15 protein-coding genes are annotated in these 17,987 nt (G+C 47.2%); 12 read left to right on the top strand and 3 right to left on the bottom strand.

From position 1 onward, the window contains the following. Positions 1-11: 11 nt before the first annotated feature. Positions 12-1,100, bottom strand: coding sequence for a 3-phosphoserine/phosphohydroxythreonine transaminase (serC, locus tag EXY25_RS01930; protein ID WP_130565528.1), 1,089 nt, complete (start codon positions 1,098-1,100; stop codon positions 12-14). An 18-nt stretch (positions 1,101-1,118) separates the two neighbouring features. After that, on the bottom strand, positions 1,119-3,743 hold the full coding sequence (gyrA, locus tag EXY25_RS01925; protein ID WP_130565527.1) for a DNA topoisomerase (ATP-hydrolyzing) subunit A: 2,625 nt from the start codon (positions 3,741-3,743) through the stop codon (positions 1,119-1,121). Positions 3,744-3,911: 168 nt separating this feature from the next. Between gyrA and ubiG the strand changes: the two genes are divergently transcribed. The 8 genes from ubiG to adhE all read left to right on the top strand — a co-directional run bounded on the left by ubiG (position 3,912) and on the right by adhE (position 13,632). Beyond that, positions 3,912-4,622 carry a bifunctional 2-polyprenyl-6-hydroxyphenol methylase/3-demethylubiquinol 3-O-methyltransferase UbiG gene (gene ubiG / locus EXY25_RS01920; protein ID WP_114336727.1) on the top strand — a complete coding sequence of 237 codons (711 nt, stop codon included), beginning with the start codon at positions 3,912-3,914 and terminating at the stop codon, positions 4,620-4,622. Positions 4,623-4,627: 5 nt separating this feature from the next. Then, positions 4,628-5,299 (top strand): HAD-IA family hydrolase, encoded by a 672-nt coding sequence (locus tag EXY25_RS01915; RefSeq protein ID WP_114336728.1) that lies wholly within the window; start codon positions 4,628-4,630, stop codon positions 5,297-5,299. Between the two features lie 11 nt (positions 5,300-5,310). Then, positions 5,311-6,450 carry an FAD-dependent monooxygenase gene (locus EXY25_RS01910; RefSeq protein WP_130565526.1) on the top strand — a complete coding sequence of 380 codons (1,140 nt, stop codon included), beginning with the start codon at positions 5,311-5,313 and terminating at the stop codon, positions 6,448-6,450. Between the two features lie 65 nt (positions 6,451-6,515). Then, complete coding sequence (locus EXY25_RS01905) at positions 6,516-7,283, top strand: potassium channel family protein (RefSeq protein WP_130565525.1); 768 nt, start codon at positions 6,516-6,518, stop codon at positions 7,281-7,283. Between the two features lie 182 nt (positions 7,284-7,465). Next, positions 7,466-8,683 carry a pyridoxal phosphate-dependent aminotransferase gene (locus tag EXY25_RS01900; protein ID WP_130565524.1) on the top strand — a complete coding sequence of 406 codons (1,218 nt, stop codon included), beginning with the start codon at positions 7,466-7,468 and terminating at the stop codon, positions 8,681-8,683. Continuing rightward, positions 8,680-9,267 carry a 5'-deoxynucleotidase gene (yfbR, locus tag EXY25_RS01895; protein WP_130565523.1) on the top strand — a complete coding sequence of 196 codons (588 nt, stop codon included), beginning with the start codon at positions 8,680-8,682 and terminating at the stop codon, positions 9,265-9,267. Before EXY25_RS01900 ends, yfbR begins: the two co-directional genes overlap by 4 nt. A gap of 14 nt (positions 9,268-9,281) precedes the next feature. After that, positions 9,282-10,613 (top strand): anti-phage deoxyguanosine triphosphatase, encoded by a 1,332-nt coding sequence (locus EXY25_RS01890; protein WP_130565522.1) that lies wholly within the window; start codon positions 9,282-9,284, stop codon positions 10,611-10,613. 322 nt (positions 10,614-10,935) lie between these two features. Further along, a complete protein-coding gene (adhE, locus tag EXY25_RS01885) occupies positions 10,936-13,632 on the top strand; it encodes a bifunctional acetaldehyde-CoA/alcohol dehydrogenase (RefSeq protein ID WP_276320499.1) in 2,697 nt (898 codons plus the stop codon). A 91-nt stretch (positions 13,633-13,723) separates the two neighbouring features. Here adhE and EXY25_RS01880 read toward each other — a convergent pair whose 3' ends face one another. Further along, positions 13,724-14,233 carry a VC2046/SO_2500 family protein gene (locus EXY25_RS01880; RefSeq protein WP_165419220.1) on the bottom strand — a complete coding sequence of 170 codons (510 nt, stop codon included), beginning with the start codon at positions 14,231-14,233 and terminating at the stop codon, positions 13,724-13,726. A gap of 158 nt (positions 14,234-14,391) precedes the next feature. On the opposite strand from EXY25_RS01880, the gene EXY25_RS01875 reads away from it, so the two are divergent. From EXY25_RS01875 to EXY25_RS01865, 4 genes are all read left to right on the top strand, one after another. Next, a complete protein-coding gene (locus EXY25_RS01875; protein WP_130565519.1) occupies positions 14,392-16,023 on the top strand; it encodes a response regulator in 1,632 nt (543 codons plus the stop codon). 190 nt (positions 16,024-16,213) lie between these two features. Continuing rightward, a complete protein-coding gene (locus EXY25_RS18705) occupies positions 16,214-16,390 on the top strand; it encodes a hypothetical protein (RefSeq protein ID WP_165419219.1) in 177 nt (58 codons plus the stop codon). Positions 16,391-16,454: 64 nt separating this feature from the next. Continuing rightward, entirely contained in the window at positions 16,455-17,441 is a 987-nt protein-coding gene (locus EXY25_RS01870; protein WP_114336738.1) for a pentapeptide repeat-containing protein, read from the top strand. A 66-nt stretch (positions 17,442-17,507) separates the two neighbouring features. Continuing rightward, positions 17,508-17,960, top strand: a complete 453-nt coding sequence (locus tag EXY25_RS01865; RefSeq protein WP_130565518.1) for an acyl-CoA thioesterase — start codon at positions 17,508-17,510, stop codon at positions 17,958-17,960. Positions 17,961-17,987: the final 27 nt, after the last annotated feature.

Here is a 17,987-nt window from a genome sequence, read left to right as displayed (position 1 = left end):
AAACCTATCTATTAACCGAATCTTTTCTCAAAATCCGCCATGAAGTCGACTAATGCCTGAACGCCACTTAACGGCATCGCGTTATAGATACTGGCACGCATACCACCGACAATACGATGACCCTTAAGCGCTTTTAACCCAGCCGCATCAGAGAGTTCGAGAAACTTACTATCCAGACTCTCATCGGCTAACTGAAATGGAACATTCATTTTGCTGCGGCAGTTGTCATCGACATTATTTCGGTAAAAATCACTGCCATCGATAAACCGGTACAGAGTATCAGCCTTGGCCCAATTGACCTTGGCCATTTCTGTTAAACCGCCATTGGACTTAAGCCATTTAAACACCAAGCCTGCAAGATACCAGGCGTAGGTAGGTGGTGTGTTATACATAGAATCATGTTTAACGGCCAAGCCATAATCAAGGATCGATGGTGTTTCCTGCCGTGCATTGCCAATAAGATCTTCACGAACAATTACAACGGACAATCCACTAGGCCCGATGTTTTTTTGTGCGCCGGCATAAATCACCCCAAAACGACTAACGTCTAGCGGTTGGGAGAGGATGGTTGACGACATATCCGCCACTACCGGCACATGGCCAGCATCAGGAATATAAGAAAACTCCACCCCTTCAATGGTTTCATTGGGACAATAATGGAAATAAGCGGCGTCTGGGTTGATATTCAATGCCGACTGGGGAGGCAGCGCAACCTTGCCATCAATAAGGTTCGGCTCACCGGCGACCTTACAGTGAAGGTACTTTTCCCCTTCCGCCAACGCGCCTCGAGACCACTGCCCCGAAAGCAGGTAGTCCGCTGAATCACCCGAATGACTTAGATTAAGCGGTACGCCAGCAAATTGACCTCGCCCACCACCATGCAAAAACAGCACTTTGTAATTTGACGGTATCGCCATCAAATCTCTGAGGTCCTGCTCAGCCTCTGCCGCCATCTGCATATAAGGCTTTGAACGGTGACTCATTTCCATGACAGAGACACCTTGCCCCTGCCAATCAAGCATCTCTGCCTGGGCCTGCTTCATAACAGAGGCCGGCAACATTGCCGGCCCCGCGCAGAAATTAAACACTGCTTGTGTCATAGGTATTTCTTTACCTGATTACTCGTCGGTGTTGGTTTCTGATGCATCAGATTCAACTGACGCTGCGTCACCGTCACCATCTTCAATCAATTCACCATCAATGAGTTCGTCTGTTTCAACTTCATCAATCCGCTGCAAACCAACAACATGTTCATTTTCCGATGTACGGATCAGGCGAACACCTTGAGTATTTCGGCCAACACTGCTCACTTCTGATACTCGGGTACGAACAAGGGTACCAGCATCGGTGATCAACATGATCTCTTCGTTTTCATCGACCTGGACAGCGCCAACGACAGAGCCATTACGATCACTGACTTTGATTGAAACAACCCCTTGCGTACCACGTCCTTTGGTCGGGTACTCCAGCTCAGAGGTACGCTTACCAAAGCCATTTTCTGTCACGGTAAGGATCTGCCCTTCCCCACGAGGGATAATCAGCGAGATAACCTTTTGACCAGGCTTCAACGTGATCCCTTTGACCCCAGCGGCTGTTCTGCCCATGGCACGAACATGCTCTTCGTCAAATCGAACCACCTTACCGCCATCAGTAAACAGCATGACTTCATTGCTACCATCTGTAATGTCGACACCCACCAAGGTGTTGCCTTCATCCAGATTAATGGCACGAATACCGCTAGCCAATGGACGGGAGAATGCGGTAAGCGGCGTTTTCTTCACTCGGCCCGATGCTGTTGCGAAGAAGATATTGAGCCCCTCTTCGTACTCTTTCACCGGCAGGATTGCAGTAATCCGCTCGTCTTCGTCCAGCGGAAGTAGGTTCACGATCGGACGACCACGCGCCGTACGGCTAGCCAATGGCAGCTGATACACCTTCAACCAGTACACTTTACCGGCGCTGGAGAAACACAAAATGGTATCGTGGGTATTGGCAACCAATAAACGTTCAATGAAGTCTTCTTCCTTCATTTTGGTCGCGGCTTTACCCTTACCGCCACGGCGCTGGGCTTCGTAGTCAGATAGAATTTGATACTTCACGTAACCCTGATGTGACAGTGTCACCACCACATCCTCTTGGGTGATCAAATCTTCAAGGTTGATCTCAGCAGATGCGGCCGTGATCTCAGTCCGACGCTCATCACCGAACTCGTCCTTGATCGCTTCCAATTCCTCACGGATCACTTCCATCAAACGTGCTGGATTAGCAAGGATATATAGAAGTTCAGCGATTAACTCGAGCAGCTCTTTATATTCATCAAGAATTTTTTCGTGCTCAAGACCGGTTAACTTGTGCAAACGCAAGTCAAGGATCGCTTGTGCTTGTTGCTCTGTAAGGAAATATTTACCTTCACGGATGCCAAACTCAGGCTCTAGCCACTCTGGACGAGCAGCATCAACACCTGCGCGTTCCAGCATCTGGGCAACATCACCTAACGCCCAACCCTGTGCGATCAAGCCAGCTTTTGCTTCCGCTGGATTTGCAGAGTTTTTGATCAACTCAATAACAGGATCGACGTTTGACAGCGCGATGGCCAAACCTTCGAGAATGTGTGCTCGTTCACGGGCTTTACGTAGTTCAAAAACGGTACGACGAGTCACTACTTCACGGCGGTGATTAATGAACGCTGACAACATATCAACCAGCGTCATCAAACGTGGCTGGCCATGGTCGAGGGCAACCATGTTGATACCAAACACGTTCTGCAATTGAGTCTGCGCATACAGGTTGTTAATCACAACCTCACTCACTTCACCCTTACGCAGTTCAATCACGATACGCATGCCGTCTTTGTCCGACTCATCACGTAGCGCGGTAATGCCTTCGATCTTTTTATCTTTCACCAGCTCAGCGATCTTCTCGATCAGCCTTGCTTTGTTCACCATATAGGGGATTTCAGTGACGATAATGGACTCTTTGCCATTCTTTTCGTCTGTCTCTATATCGTGTTTTGCTCGCAAATAGATCTTACCGCGGCCCGTGCGATAAGCTTCTTCGATGCCTCTCCGGCCGTTAATCTGAGCTGCGGTAGGGAAATCAGGACCGGGAATATACTCCAGCAGCTCATCAACCGTAATTTCCGGCTTATCGATCATTGCCAAGCAACCGTCGATCACTTCATTCAGGTTATGAGGTGGAATATTGGTCGCCATACCAACAGCGATACCAGAGCTACCATTAACCAATAGGTTTGGCACCCGTGTCGGCATAACCGCAGGGATCTGCTCTGTACCATCATAGTTAGGTACGTAGTCAACGGTTTCCTTTTCAAGATCGGCCAACAAAGAGTGGGCGATCTTTGACATACGGACTTCGGTATAACGCATGGCTGCGGCAGAGTCGCCGTCAATAGAGCCAAAGTTACCCTGGCCATCAACCAATGTGTAACGAAGAGAGAATGGCTGTGCCATTCGAACAATGGTGTCATACACCGCCGAATCGCCGTGGGGGTGATATTTACCGATGACGTCACCAACGACACGGGCTGATTTTTTATACGGCTTGTTAAAATCGTTCTTTAGTTCATTCATCGCGAATAAAACACGACGGTGAACCGGTTTCAAGCCATCCCTGACATCAGGTAGTGCGCGCCCCACGATAACGCTCATCGCATAATCAAGGTACGAGCTTTTCAGCTCCTCCTCGATGTTAATCGGGGTGATCTCTTTTGCGAGTTCGCTCATAAAAGGTCTAGTTCCCTACACGGATACTGAAGTTTCTAGTTATGGTATTTTGCCGCGGCATGCTAGCACGTTTTAATGGCCTCGTCAGCGCTCACGAATGACGCTGGCGCACACTTTTAACCTGCGTATAATCGGCAGTCACGAAATTGCCGAGGATTTGCACAATAAATGACAACCACAATGAATGTCGATCCGAAAGAAATTGCGAAATTTGAAGCTCTTGCACATAAGTGGTGGGACGAGCAAGGCGAGTTCAAACCATTACATCGAATGAATCCTGTACGGCTAAAATTTGTCGCCGACAGTGTAGGCGGCTTATTCGGCAAACGTATTCTCGATGTCGGTTGTGGCGGCGGTATTCTCGCAGAGAGTATGGCTCGCAGTGGTGCCGACGTTACCGGCATCGACATGGGTGAAGCTCCTCTTTCTGTTGCCCGCCTGCATGCGTTGGAAACAGGTACAGCCCTGAACTATCAGCAGCAAACCGCCGAACAGCACGCAGAGCAACACCAAAACACCTATGACGTTGTGACCTGCATGGAGATGCTGGAACACGTTCCTGACCCAGCAGCAACGATCGCCGCCTGTGCCAGCATGGTAAAACCTGGCGGTCAGATATTTTTTTCAACACTCAACAAAACAGCAAAAGCCTGGTTGTTAGCCATTGTCGGCGCAGAGTATGTGCTGAAATTGCTACCCAAAGGTACCCACGAATTCGATAAATTCATTCGCCCAGCCGATCTCGTCAGCTATGCCGAGCATGCAGGGTTATCTCCAAAACAGATGACTGGGATCCACTACAACCCACTTCTGCAAACGTTTAAATTAAAGCCAAACGTGGACGTTAATTACATGCTGTATTGTACTCGCGAGGAATGAATCAGATGAATGTCGAAGGCGTATTATTTGATCTTGACGGCACCTTGCTAGATACAGCACCGGATCTTGGCGCAGCGTTAAATCATTTACTGGTTAAAGAGAATCTATCCACGCTGCCACTCGAACTTATCCGCCCTGTTGCCTCTCACGGCGCAAAAGGGCTCATTGACCTCGGTTTTGGAAAAAACATAGACGCCACTTTTTTCGCCGAATTAAGGCAAAGCTTATTGGATTACTACAGCGCAAATATCTGCGAGCACACTAATCTGTTTGATGGCGTTGCAGAGATCTTGGCAGAGCTCGACGCCAAGCATATTCCGTGGGGGGTTGTCACGAATAAGCCTGGTTGGTTAACCGATCCGCTTTTAGCCGATTTTAGCGAATTCTCATCCGCTCGTTGTATTATCAGTGGTGATACATTGCCAGTCAGAAAGCCCGACCCTGCGCCCTTATTTCACGCTGCAGAGTTGCTCGGTGTCGCCGCGAATAGCTGTATCTATGTTGGGGATGCAGAACGAGATATTGAAGCTGGAAGGCGCGCAGGGATGACAACAATGCTCGCCGCTTACGGCTATATTGCTGAACATGACACACCTGAAACTTGGCAAGCAGATATTAGTGTGTCCCACCCTGATGAGCTAAGCCTCTGGCTGCTCGAAAACCTGCAAGGTATTTAAGTAACACGCTCATGGTTAAACAAAGCATTCTCATCGTCGGTGCTGGCATTGCCGGTCTATCGCTCTACCGCGCGCTACGCCAGCGCGGCCTAGATGCCACATTAGTTGAGAGATCGGCAAGCTTGTCGGCGAGCGGCGCAGGGATCTGTCTACCTGCAAATGCCATGGCTGGACTTCAATCTATTGGCTTAAAGCACAAAGTGTTAGATGCCGCTCATCAAGTCACTGAGATTGAATATGCCAAAGCCAATGGGCGTACATTAACGTCAGGCAGCCTGACCAGCTCACCTTTTGATGAACAGCCTTTCGTTGCCCTGCGACGGGATGCGCTTGTCGATATTCTTGCAGACGGCATAGAGCCCATCAGATTCAACTGCGCGCCACAACGAATAGAGCATACCCAAGAAGGAACACTCGTCGAATTCAGTGATGGATACAGCCAATTTTTCGACCTTATCATTGGTGCCGACGGGATCCACTCGAAGGTTAGAACGCTTGCCTTCGGCGAGGAGCCAATCGCAGATCTGGGGGTGAGTTGTTGGCGCCTTATTACTGAACTCAAAGACGTTCCACAACACCCTCGATACCTGATAGGCAAAGACGATGCCTTCATGTTCTATCCACTCGGGAACAACAAATTCTATTGCTACGCTCAAAGCCAGGACAAAAACAAACGACTGTTAACTGCGCCGAAGATCGAGCTACTGAAAAGATTCAAACGCTACGAGCCCTGTGTCATTGACGCTCTAACCCAAGCAATTGATAGTGACGCCCTTATCAGTGGTCGATTAGAGAGCACTACCGGGACGCAATTTTATCACGGCAACATTGTACTCGTTGGGGACGCCCTACACGGTTGTCCACCGAGTCTGCAACAAGGCGTCGGGTTAACACTTGAAGACACAATTATTTTGGCACGACTATTAAGTCGGTATCCGTATATACAAGCCCTTCCTCGTTACCAGCAACACAGAGAAAAACGAGTACAATGGGTAGTCAACGAATCAAATAGGATCATAAAGCTAGCAAATAAGGGGCGTTTTTTTCCTGGCAGGTTAATACGCAATATGATGCTCAGAAGCAAAGGCCCTGCAAACATGATTGGGTGGCAACGTTTGCTACAAGACGATCCTCTAACCAAAGTGCTTTAGAATTCCTCTTACCTTTACAAATCAGCATCTTAAGCTAGAGTAAAAACGGACAAAGGAGAGTCATCATGCCATCCTCAGCATTTAAATTTAGCAAAATGAGCATTCCCATTCCTAAGTTCAGCTTTCATATTCTGCTGACCAGCTTGATATTATTGATCATCATACCGCCCCACCTCACAGATATCGTTGGGAAGGTATTAACCATGGTGCTCTTTAATCTGGTTATGCTTGCCTCCTTGTACGTCGTTGCACAACAGAAGCGCACTTTTTATATCGGAATATTGTTGGCCATCCCTACCGTTTTAGTCGGCTGGGGTGACTTCTACTCAAGCGCTCATCTTGCTAATTACTTAAGGGCCTTAACCCTTATCGCTTTCTTCGGTTTTGTCAGTTTCCACCTTTTGAAATACCTAATTAAGCAGTTACACCCAAATACAGAGATGATTATTGCTGCCATCTCACTCTACTTTATCATCGCCCTGCTTTGGGCAATGATTTACGTCTCTCTTGAGATCCACTACCCGGGTTCATTCAACTTAAAAGCAGGGATTGACGGCGGTGATTTAACCGGTTTGATTAACGAATTGACCTACTTCAGTTTCGTTACTATTTCGACCCTAGGCTACGGCGATATTAGCCCACAAACCACTTTCACTCAGGGCTGGGTGGTGCTTGAAGCTATCGTCGGTCAGTTCTATATCGCCATCGTACTGGCACGACTTCTCGGGCTTTTCGTGGCAGAAGAAACAGCAAAAGAAGCGGAAAAAAATCACGTTAAAGAGATGCTTAAGAAGGCACAATCAACACATAAGGATGACGGTACGCATCATTAATTTGCGGTGCACTCATCAACCGGGAACCTTGCAACACCATCATCAACAGCCGTTAGCAAGTCATGCAACCCAGACGATAATTGCGGCAACGATTCCAATGCAAGGAATAGCCGCTTATCTTCCCAAATCCCCCCGGATAGTGTTACTTTCGAATCACGAACTAATGAAGATCTTAAGGCACCATGAAGCAGGTCGAAAAATCTCACAAACTCAATGACGTATGCTACGAAATTCGAGGCCCAGTATTGCAAGAGGCAAAACGCCTTGAAGAAGATGGTCATCGCGTTTTGAAGCTCAATATAGGTAATCCTGGACCTTGGGGCTTCGAAGCGCCAGAAGAGCTACTGATCGACGTCATTCATAACCTGCCTACCTCACAAGGCTATTGCGATTCCAAAGGTCTTTTTTCTGCGCGAAAAGCTGTCATGCAGCAATATCAACAACGTCAGGTATTTGGCCTCGATATTGAAGATATCTACATCGGCAATGGTGTCAGTGAACTCATATTGATGGCGATGCAGGCTCTCCTTAATAACCACGAGGAGATGCTGATCCCTGCGCCAGATTATCCCTTATGGACAGCAGCCGTCACCCTAGCCGGCGGCCAGCCAGTTCACTACGTCTGCGATGAAGCTGCCGACTGGCAACCTGACATTGATGATATTCGTAGTAAAATCACCCCAAATACCCGTGGCATTGTCGTTATTAACCCTAATAACCCAACAGGGGCTGTTTACAGCAAAGAGATTTTACTGGAAATAGTGGAGTTAGCCCGTCAACACGACCTAATTATTTACGCCGACGAGATCTACGATAAGATCCTCTACGATGGTGCTGAGCATATTACCCTCGCCTCACTGGCAGATGATGTATTGATGGTGTCATTTAATGGATTGTCCAAGAGCTATCGAGCTGCAGGGTTTCGTGCTGGATGGATGGCCGTTACTGGACCAAAGATCCGTGCCCAAGGCTATATCGAAGGGCTGACCATGCTGGCATCCATGCGCCTTTGTGCCAACGTACCCTGTCAGCACGCAATACAGGCAGCATTAGGGGGGTACCAGAGTATTAATGAACTGATCCTCCCCGGTGGCAGACTATTAGCTCAGAGAGACATCGCTTACGAGATGCTGAATCAAATTCCAGGGGTCAGCTGCACCAAGCCAAAAGGCGCGCTATACGTCTTTCCAAAGCTCGATCCAAAGCGTTACCCGATCCACAATGATGAAAGATTTGTCCTAGACCTCCTCCGCCAGGAAAAACTCCTGATTGTCCAAGGCAGCGCATTTAATCTTCCGACAACAGATCATTTTCGCCTAGTCACCTTGCCACGAGAAGATCAGCTAAAAGACGCGATTAACCGTATCGCGCACTTTCTGGAGAGCTACAAACCGTCATGAGTGATAACAGCCACTTCTTCGCGCATATGGCGCGACTAAAACTGATCCAACGCTGGCCGTTAATGCGCAATACTCAAGTAGAAAATGTACAAGAACATAGTCTGCAAGTGGCAATGATCTCCCATGCCCTGGCAGTCATTAGAAATAGATTTTTTGACGGTTCGCTGAACGCTGCTGAAATTGCACTGCAAGCGCTCTATCATGACGCTAGCGAAGTTATTACCGGCGACCTTCCTACCCCCATCAAATATCACAACCCTGAGATCGCTAAAGAGTACAAAAAGATAGAAACGGCCGCTGAACAACGTTTACTAGAGATGCTTCCCAACGAACTATGCGCCGACTTTGAGGGGTTGCTCATTGGGGCTAAGCAGTTACCAGAACACAAATTAATTATCAAAGCCGCTGATACACTTTGCGCTTACTTGAAATGTCTTGAAGAGCAAAACGCAGGCAATAGTGAATTCAATCAAGCGAAACAGCGATTGGAACAGCAACTGGCGCAGTTTGCACTGCCCGAGGTGGACTACTTTATTCGTCACTTTGTAGCGAGCTTTAACTTAACCCTCGATGAGATCAGTTAGCAGGAGCGAAAACGATGGAAAGTCTTGTTTGGCAGCAGCGCCGGCTCGAAGAAACGAAGACAAGGCGTAATGATCATCGCTCTGCTTACCAACGAGATCGCGCTAGGATCCTGCATTCGGCAGCATTCCGGCGACTCCAGGCCAAAACCCAAGTGCTTGGCGCAGGGATGAATGACTTCTACCGCACTAGGCTAACCCATTCATTAGAAGCGGCACAAATCGGCACAGGCATTCGTGCCCAATTAGCATTAAAGCATCCTCAGCATCATCCACTACTCGATAGCGACGCGTTAATCGAAGCGATCTGCCTCGCCCATGACATTGGTCATCCTCCCTTTGGTCATGGCGGTGAAATAGCCCTGAATTACATGACAGCTGAACATGGCGGGTTTGAAGGGAATGCACAAACATTTCGCATTTTGGCGAGGTTAGAGCCCTATACGAAAAGCCATGGCATGAACCTTTCAAGACGCACACTTCTCGGCGTACTTAAATACCCGCAAACATTAAATAACCTTTGCCATCAGCGCTATCCAGCTAAGTCCGACAATCATAGAAAAGTAGTGGCTAGCACATGGCACCCACCTAAAGGCATATTTGACTGTGACCAACCACTACTGGATTGGGTACTCGCTCCCTTTTCCAACAGTGACAAAGAGTTGTTTATGCGCTTTGAGTCGAGCGCAGGACATGCAAAAACAGCATTCAAATCATTAGACTGCTCGTTGATGGAGCTAGCAGACGACATCGCCTACGGCATACATGACATGGAGGATGCCGTTGTCATGGGTATTGTTACGCGCGATGAATGGCAACAACATGTCATAAAACCGCTTCTCGCACTGCATGAGCCTTGGTTTACAGAAAATATTGACCGTATAACCAACCAACTGTTTAGTCGATACCAATACGATCGAAAAGACGCCATTGGCGCTTTAGTTAACACCCTTATCTCATCGGTAGAGCTATCGCACGACGAACGCTTTGAGTCCCCTTTGCTCGCATCTAACGCAAAACTCGGCCCACTGATGCACCAAGCTCTGGCTGTATTTAAGCGGTTTGTATTCAATTTTGTCATTCGTAAACCGGAACTACAGCTACTTGAATTTAAAGGACAACAAGTCGTGATGGCGCTTTTTGAGGCATTCGAAACCGATCCTACTCGTCTACTGCCTGACGATGTTAATAACCGCTGGCAGCACGCACGAGAGAAAGAAGGTACCACCTCTGGTTACCGCGTTATTTCCGATTACATATCGGGCATGACCGACGCATTTGCCAACCGCCTTTATCAAACACTGTTCCTACCAAATTCCAGCACACTCAACAGCCGGCATGATTTTTAATAGATATCAGTGCGTTACAAAAAACTCACAGCAACAAAGCTAGATCGGCGTGTGAATTTTTAATAAAATTACACTTCCCCCCAACAGTCGGCGCCACCAGCGCGCCGAACATCACAAAGGTGCGCCAAAATGAGACTTAAAACTTTCATTTATGTAATTAAATTACAATTGATCCATATCAAGCATACCTAGATAGAGGCATCTATACTCTCAGCCACGCAAAAAATTTATTAAACAGGCTTACCGAACAGCAGCAAAAGCTGGACTATACTCTACATCTCGTTAAGCTACGGCTTTTGTAAGTAAACTGTTGGTCTGTTTAATAAATTTCACATCTCACCAGGAGACACAGTCGATGCCTGTCACCAATATGGAAGAGTTAAACGCTCTTGTTGAACGCGTCAAAACGGCACAACGTACATTTGCAACATACAGTCAGGAGCAGGTTGATCAGATCTTCCGCGCTGCTTCTCTAGCTGCTTCTACTGCTCGTATCGAGCTGGCCAAAATGGCTGCAGAAGAATCAGGCATGGGTATCATGGAAGACAAAGTGATCAAGAACCACTTTGCTTCAGAATTCATCTACAACAAGTATAAAGATGACAAGACCTGTGGCGTAATCGAAAGCAACGAAGAAGGCGGTACTATTACTATCGCTGAGCCAGTAGGTATCGTTTGTGCGATCGTTCCGACCACTAACCCAACCTCTACTGCCATCTTTAAAGCGTTAATCTCGCTTAAGACTCGCAACGGTTGTATTTTTTCTCCGCACCCACGTGCTAAGAACGCTACGAACTACGCAGCGAAACTGGTTCTGGATGCCGCAGTAGCTGCAGGCGCACCTAAAGACATCATCGGTTGGATTGATCAACCGTCAGTTGAACTGTCTAACGCCCTAATGACTCACAACGACATCAACTTGATCCTCGCTACGGGTGGTCCAGGTATGGTGAAAGCAGCTTACTCTTCTGGTAAGCCAGCGATCGGCGTAGGTGCAGGTAACACACCTGTAGTTATTGACGAAACTGCAGATGTTAAGCGTGCAGTTTCTTCCATCCTTATGTCTAAGACATTCGATAACGGTGTTATCTGTGCGTCTGAGCAAGCAGCCATCATCGTTGAGTCTAAGTACGACGAAGTGATCGCTCGTTTCGCTAAATATGGCGCCGCTGTATTGAACAAGTCTGATGCAGACAAAGTACGTAAGGTATTGATGATCGATGGCGCGTTGAACGCCAAGATTGTTGGTCAACCAGCATATAAGATCGCTGAATTAGCAGGCGTGACTGTACCTGTAGCGACCAAAATCCTTATCGGTGAAGGTCTTGAAGCGTCATACGATGACGAGTTTTCTCACGAGAAACTCTCTCCAACGCTGGGTGTTTACAAAGCGAAAGACTTTGAAGACGCTGTTCGTCAAGCTGGTATCATTTTGGATATCGGTGGTGTCGGCCACACTTCTGTGCTCTATACCGACCAAGACGCCAATGCTGATCGTATCGCTTACTTCGGCGACAAGATGAAGACTGCTCGTATTCTTATCAATACGCCTTCTTCACACGGCGGTATCGGTGACCTTTACAACTTCGAACTTGCACCATCACTGACCTTGGGTTGTGGTTCTTGGGGTGGCAACGCAATCTCTGAAAACGTAGGTCCTAAGCACCTAATTAACAAGAAAATTGTTGCTAAGCGAGCTGAGAACATGTTGTGGCACAAACTACCTAAATCAATCTACTTCCGTCGTGGCTCTCTGCCTATTGCAATGGACGACCTGGAAGGTAAGAAACGCGCACTTATCGTTACTGACCGTTTCTTATTTAACAACGGCTACATTGATGACCTTCGCGCTATTCTTAAAGATAAAGGCATGGAAGTTGAAATCTTCCACGAAGTAGAAGCCGATCCTACTCTGACTATCGTGCAGAAAGGTGCAGAGGCATGCCACAGCTACCAACCTGACGTTATCTTGGCTGTTGGTGGTGGTTCACCAATGGATGCAGCGAAGATCATGTGGGTTATGTACGAGCACCCAGAAACAGACTTCGCAGACCTGTCTATGCGCTTCATGGACATCCGTAAGCGTATCTACAAGTTCCCTAAAATGGGCTCTAAAGCTGAACTGGTTTGTATCACTACCACTTCAGGTACTGGCTCTGAAGTAACACCTTTCGCAGTTGTTACAGACGACAAGACTGGCCAAAAATACCCACTGGCTGACTACGAATTGACACCTAACATGGCTGTTGTAGACGCCAACTTAGTTATGGACATGCCGAAGTCTTTATGTGCCTTTGGTGGTTACGATGCTGTGACTCACGCTATGGAAGCTTATGTTTCTGTTCTGGCAAACGAGTACTCAGATGGCCAAGCGCTGCAAGCACTTAAGCTGCTGAAGCAGTTCCTGCCAAGTTCATATCAAAATGGCAAGGCTGATCCAGTTGCTCGTGAAAAAGTTCACAACGCAGCCACAATCGCTGGTGTTGCTTTTGCGAATGCTTTCTTGGGTGTTTGTCACTCAATGGCTCACAAACTGGGCGCAGAGTTCCATGTACCTCACGGTCTGGCAAACGCACTGTTATTGGCTAACACTATCCGTTTCAATGCCACTAACACACCAACTAAGCAGACTGCATTCTCACAGTATGACCGTCCAAAAGCCCGTGCTCGCTACGCCGAAGTAGCTGATCACCTGGGTCTGGGTGGTAAAAACACTGAAGAGAAAATTAACAACCTGTTGACTTGGTTGGAAGAGCTGAAAGTTGAGTTAAATATCCCACTGTCAATTAAAGACGCGGGTGTTGACGAAGCAGCATTTATGGCGAAAGTTGACCAATTGGCTGTTGACGCGTTTGATGACCAGTGTACTGGTGCCAACCCTCGCTACCCGCTGATCAGTGAACTGAAGCAGGTATTGATCGACTCCTACTACGGTCGTCCATACCAAGAAGGCGATGATAGCGCTGATGCCCTGAACAAGGCCGTTAAAGCTAAGAAGTCACCTGCTAAGAAGAAGTAATTTCTAACTTAGTATGAAAAAGCCCGCTTAATAGCGGGCTTTTTTATGCATGAAACTCACGGAGACAACTGTCACCGCTACGTTTCGTGATTTATAGCGCTGTTTGTGAGCTGCTATGCAGCTTATTCAGTAGTTCAATCATCGGCTCGCTCGAAGAATATTCAGGCTTTGGGCAGACGTCAGCCCGTTTCCAATGAGGCAGAATATCGAGAATATCCGCAGATAAAGAGTTATCGTCCTCTTTCTTAGCCACTAACGCCGTCGGCGCGAGCGCAGCGAGTAGCCTTACGTCAGTGATCGAACCACCTTCAGCAAATAGTTGACTCTGATTTGTCGCACGCAGCATCGTTTCAGCATCGCTGAATAACGGCGCACTCTCTGGTAACGAAAACTCTTTCCTTAATTGCGTCTCATCTGGCGCGGGTTTGATACTGTCAAAACAAGCAAACTGAAACTGCGGCTGATCAAGCACATCATCCGACAACATACTTAGCAGATAAGCGAACTTAGCAGAATCGCCGCTACCAACCGCTTTGTTTAGCGATTGGCCGAGCTGAAGCTCATTAACGATGATTGACGAATTGACCTGTTCGGACTGCACAATTCTTTTCCAGTATGAAACCTAACTTCATATCGGCTTCATTATTAGATTCTTTAACTGTTTCTCTTCCAGTTGTTGATCAACGCCACTCAACGCATTGACATCGCTATGCTATATTCCAGCGAAGGGACTAATCCGCAGCTGTAAAGGAAGTGAACTTGAGCCTGACCCACTCTCACGTGCTTGTAGTTGATGACCAACGTTCATTTCAGGTAATGCTTAAAGGCATGCTGAATAATATCGGCTTTAACAACATCGAAATGTGTGAAACCGGTGAGCAAGCCTGTAAGTACTGTGATGACCGCCCTTTTCAACTGCTCTTAGTCGACTATAACCTGGGCGTAAACAAAAAAAATGGTCGCCAACTTTTGGAAGAGCTACGCGGTAAAGGGCTGATTACAACAGAGGCTATCTTTATCATTGTGACGGGTGAAAATAGTCGAGCCATGGTTTTGGGGGCGTTAGAAAACCAACCTGACGACTACATAATGAAGCCATTTTCCCAACGTCAGCTCAGTTCACGTATTGAGAGAGCGCATCAAAAACGGCAAGCGATGCAAAGTGTATTGCAGCCGTTGAACGATAAAAACTACCCAGAAGCAATTGCAGCTTGTCATACGTTGATCGCCGCAGGCAGCAAATACAGCAACCATTGCAAAAATTTATTGGCTGAACTCTATTGCAAGGTGGGGCAGTATGAGAAATCAGAACAATTTCTAAAAGCACTGTTAGCCGAGCGAGATATCACGTGGGCAAAAGTAGCATTAGCCAAAGCGCACATGGGTCTGAAACGTTATGATGTCGCCATCCAAACACTGGAAGAGTTGCTAATCCAGCACCCATTACTATTAGATGCTCATGATCTTAAAGCACAGTGCCAATATATGCTCGATCAACCAGAACAAGCGCTACAGTCTTTACAAGATGCAGCTGAGATATCTCCCCATTCGATTGAAAGGCAGCAACACATAGCTCGGTTATCCCGAGAAGTTGAACTCTCAGAACTAACACAAAATACCTATCAAACAATCTATGAACTAAGTAAACGTTCATTACATCACAACGTCGAACACCTACTCAATTATGTACGGAGTACGTTTGAAGCAGCAGAAAGCGCAGAGGAAGCGACCCGGCGTCACAAGTACCAACATGAAGCCATGAATGCGCTATTCCGTGCTAGACACGATAATCTCTACGGGAATTTTGATTTTGCTACTTTTGAAGGGCTCTGCCAAGCCAAGCTTGAAGCTGCGAAAGGTGAATTAATCAAAGCAAAGAAAAGCTATTACAACGCTTTGAAAGGGCTTGTCGAGCAAGGGAAGGACAAACTACCCATAGAGTTTTCCGGTGAAGGGCTGATAACACTATGCCAGATTGGCGAGTTTGAAGAGATGCAACACCTCGCAGAGCGAATGCAAAAAAGTACTAACTTAGGCACCTATGCTCGCGACGCACTACAAAGCTATCAAGCGGATGACGCACAACATGAACGGGTTGCGCAATTCCGCCAATGCCACCAAGACGGTAGCAGATATTACGAGCAGGGCAATTACGACGCAGCCGTGCGCGCATTTCGCACGGCGCTTAGCCTCGCGCCAACCAATACCGGTGCAGCACTAAATATGATCCAATCACTATTGCAACTTTGTAAAGCGGAGAAAAAGCCACACGAACTGCTACGCGAATGCAAAGAGTTTTTCCGCTTGCTCGACGGCGTCTCCCTCCCCTCGCGCCACAAAATACGCTATCAAGACCTAAAGCAAAGCTACAACAAGCTTCAACAAAAATAGTAATTTTCTTTTTCAATTATCTATTTGACCGTTTACACTTCATCAAAATAGATAATTGAACTTTCCTATGCATCCAATAGTCAAAAGCCTTTCGGCCAGCACTTTCGCTTTATCGACAGTATTCATTTTGAGCGCCTGCACAACTCAAAATGGTTGTGAAAACATTGAAGAAGTTCTTGCGCAAGAGAAAATGTGTAAAGACTTACAAAAACAGATAAGCAGCACATCAAGCCTACAGGTACGCGGCGCCCTAAAAGACCAGTATCAACAAGAGTGTGTCGATTTCCGCTATTATCGAGACAACTTCGAAGGTGGCAACATCTGCACATTAGAGGATAAAGAAGCTGTCGGCAAAGAAAGCGACTAAGCCTCCTAGCAACTCCTCTTCACCAACCTATAATTAGGTCAACGAGTTATCATTCTTTGACCTAATGCCTAGTATAACCAAACATAAATGCGGATTTGTTGGCGCAGGATCCCGCCAGTGTAGCCAAGAAGCGTTAGCTCACGGCTACTGCTTTTGGCACGATCCCAATAGCGACAAATCTGGCATAGATATAAAAACGCCACTCGAAAAATACGTGCGTAATGGTGAAGTATCCCAAGGACTTCAACTCAAGCGCGCTAGGCTTGAACAACTTGATTTGGTTAACCGGGGCGCCAGCTCAGGGTTTGACCTCCGAGGAAGCGACCTATATCGCGCGTCACTGCGTGGTGCACATCTTTTTTCCATAGATTTATCCAACTCGTCACTGATGAAAGCTGATCTTAGCGGCGCCAACCTTCATTGTGCCAATCTGAAGCAATGCAATCTATTGGGCACAAAACTTAAAGGTACGCGATTAGACAACGTTAACATCGGCAAGCAGCTATTGCAGGAGAAAAGAGGACATAAGCTGTGGAAGGCTGGCCATAAGCAAGAAGCGTTTGATAATTTTCAGCAAGCCGAGGAGGTATACCGAGATCTACACAAGGCAGCTGATAGCCAAGGCCTATTTGAGATGGCTGGCTATTGCCTACACAAAGAACTGACCATGCGCCGCTACCAAATGCCGAAGCCCTCCCTTAAGCGGGCGATATCTAAAGGAATAGATCTCTTTTGTGGTTACGGCGAGCGGCCATTTAATGTTGTCTTATTCGCCATGCTTTTTATTCTGGTTTGCGCCGTGGCTTACTTCCTGCTGGGGATCACACATCAAGGACAACTACTGATGTTCACGCCTGAAACGTTAGGTATGGAGGACGTTAATAGTGCGCTTGCCTGTCTCTACTTCAGTGTCGTCACATTCACGACATTAGGTTATGGTGACATAGCCCCTGTTGGACTATCGCGTTTCATTGCCGCTTTTGAAGCATTTACCGGCAGCTTTACTATTGCTCTTTTTGTTGTCGTGTTCGTAAAAAAGATGACTCGTTGAAGCGTGCTGGAAATCCCTGCTATTTGCCTCTAGACTGGTCATACCAGAAGAGTGCTAGTGGTACTTATGAATAATCTGCTCAATGACTTCCCGGTTGTAATTGAACAAGCAGTTGCTTGGGGTGAAATGGATGCACTGAATCACGTCAATAACAGTGTCTACTTCAAGTATTTCGAAAACGCCCGGATCGCCTACTTCGGCAAAATTAAAGTGATGCAACAAATGCAGACACTCGCGTTAGCCCCTGTACTGGCATCAACGCAATGTCGATATAAAATGCCACTAACCTACCCGGACTCTATCTCAATAGGCGCAAGGATCAGCGAACTCAATAACGACAGGTTCATGATGGAGTACCGAGTGGTCAGTCATAAAAATCAACGCACTGCCGCCGAAGGTTCAGCGCTTGTCGTTGCTTATAACACCAAAGCACAGCGTAAAGACAACCTGCCCTCATCAGTCGTCGAAGTGATTAGATCAGTCGAAAGAATTAATCTTGTAGACAACACGTTACTCTAATTTACTCAGGTAGTTAGAAAAGACATA

Source organism: Corallincola spongiicola, from assembly GCF_004284785.1.
GTDB lineage: Bacteria > Pseudomonadota > Gammaproteobacteria > Enterobacterales > Neiellaceae > Corallincola > Corallincola holothuriorum.
The sequence above is the reverse complement of the archived record's forward strand: the minus strand, read 5'-3'. Positions and strand labels throughout refer to the sequence as shown.

Bases quoted from the DNA above. Each gene is read 5' to 3' on its own strand.
- serC (WP_130565528.1), bottom strand. From the start codon at position 1,100: ATGACACAAGCAGTGTTTAATTTCTGCGCGGGGCCGGCAATGTTGCCG.
- EXY25_RS01865 (WP_130565518.1), top strand. From the start codon at position 17,508: ATGAATAATCTGCTCAATGACTTCCCGGTTGTAATTGAACAAGCAGTT.
- yfbR (WP_130565523.1), top strand. From the start codon at position 8,680: ATGAGTGATAACAGCCACTTCTTCGCGCATATGGCGCGACTAAAACTG.
- EXY25_RS18705 (WP_165419219.1), top strand. From the start codon at position 16,214: ATGTGTAAAGACTTACAAAAACAGATAAGCAGCACATCAAGCCTACAG.
- EXY25_RS01900 (WP_130565524.1), top strand. From the start codon at position 7,466: ATGAAGCAGGTCGAAAAATCTCACAAACTCAATGACGTATGCTACGAA.
- EXY25_RS01910 (WP_130565526.1), top strand. From the start codon at position 5,311: ATGGTTAAACAAAGCATTCTCATCGTCGGTGCTGGCATTGCCGGTCTA.
- gyrA (WP_130565527.1), bottom strand. From the start codon at position 3,743: ATGAGCGAACTCGCAAAAGAGATCACCCCGATTAACATCGAGGAGGAG.
- EXY25_RS01905 (WP_130565525.1), top strand. From the start codon at position 6,516: ATGCCATCCTCAGCATTTAAATTTAGCAAAATGAGCATTCCCATTCCT.
- ubiG (WP_114336727.1), top strand. From the start codon at position 3,912: ATGACAACCACAATGAATGTCGATCCGAAAGAAATTGCGAAATTTGAA.
- EXY25_RS01870 (WP_114336738.1), top strand. From the start codon at position 16,455: ATGCCTAGTATAACCAAACATAAATGCGGATTTGTTGGCGCAGGATCC.
- EXY25_RS01915 (WP_114336728.1), top strand. From the start codon at position 4,628: ATGAATGTCGAAGGCGTATTATTTGATCTTGACGGCACCTTGCTAGAT.
- EXY25_RS01890 (WP_130565522.1), top strand. From the start codon at position 9,282: ATGGAAAGTCTTGTTTGGCAGCAGCGCCGGCTCGAAGAAACGAAGACA.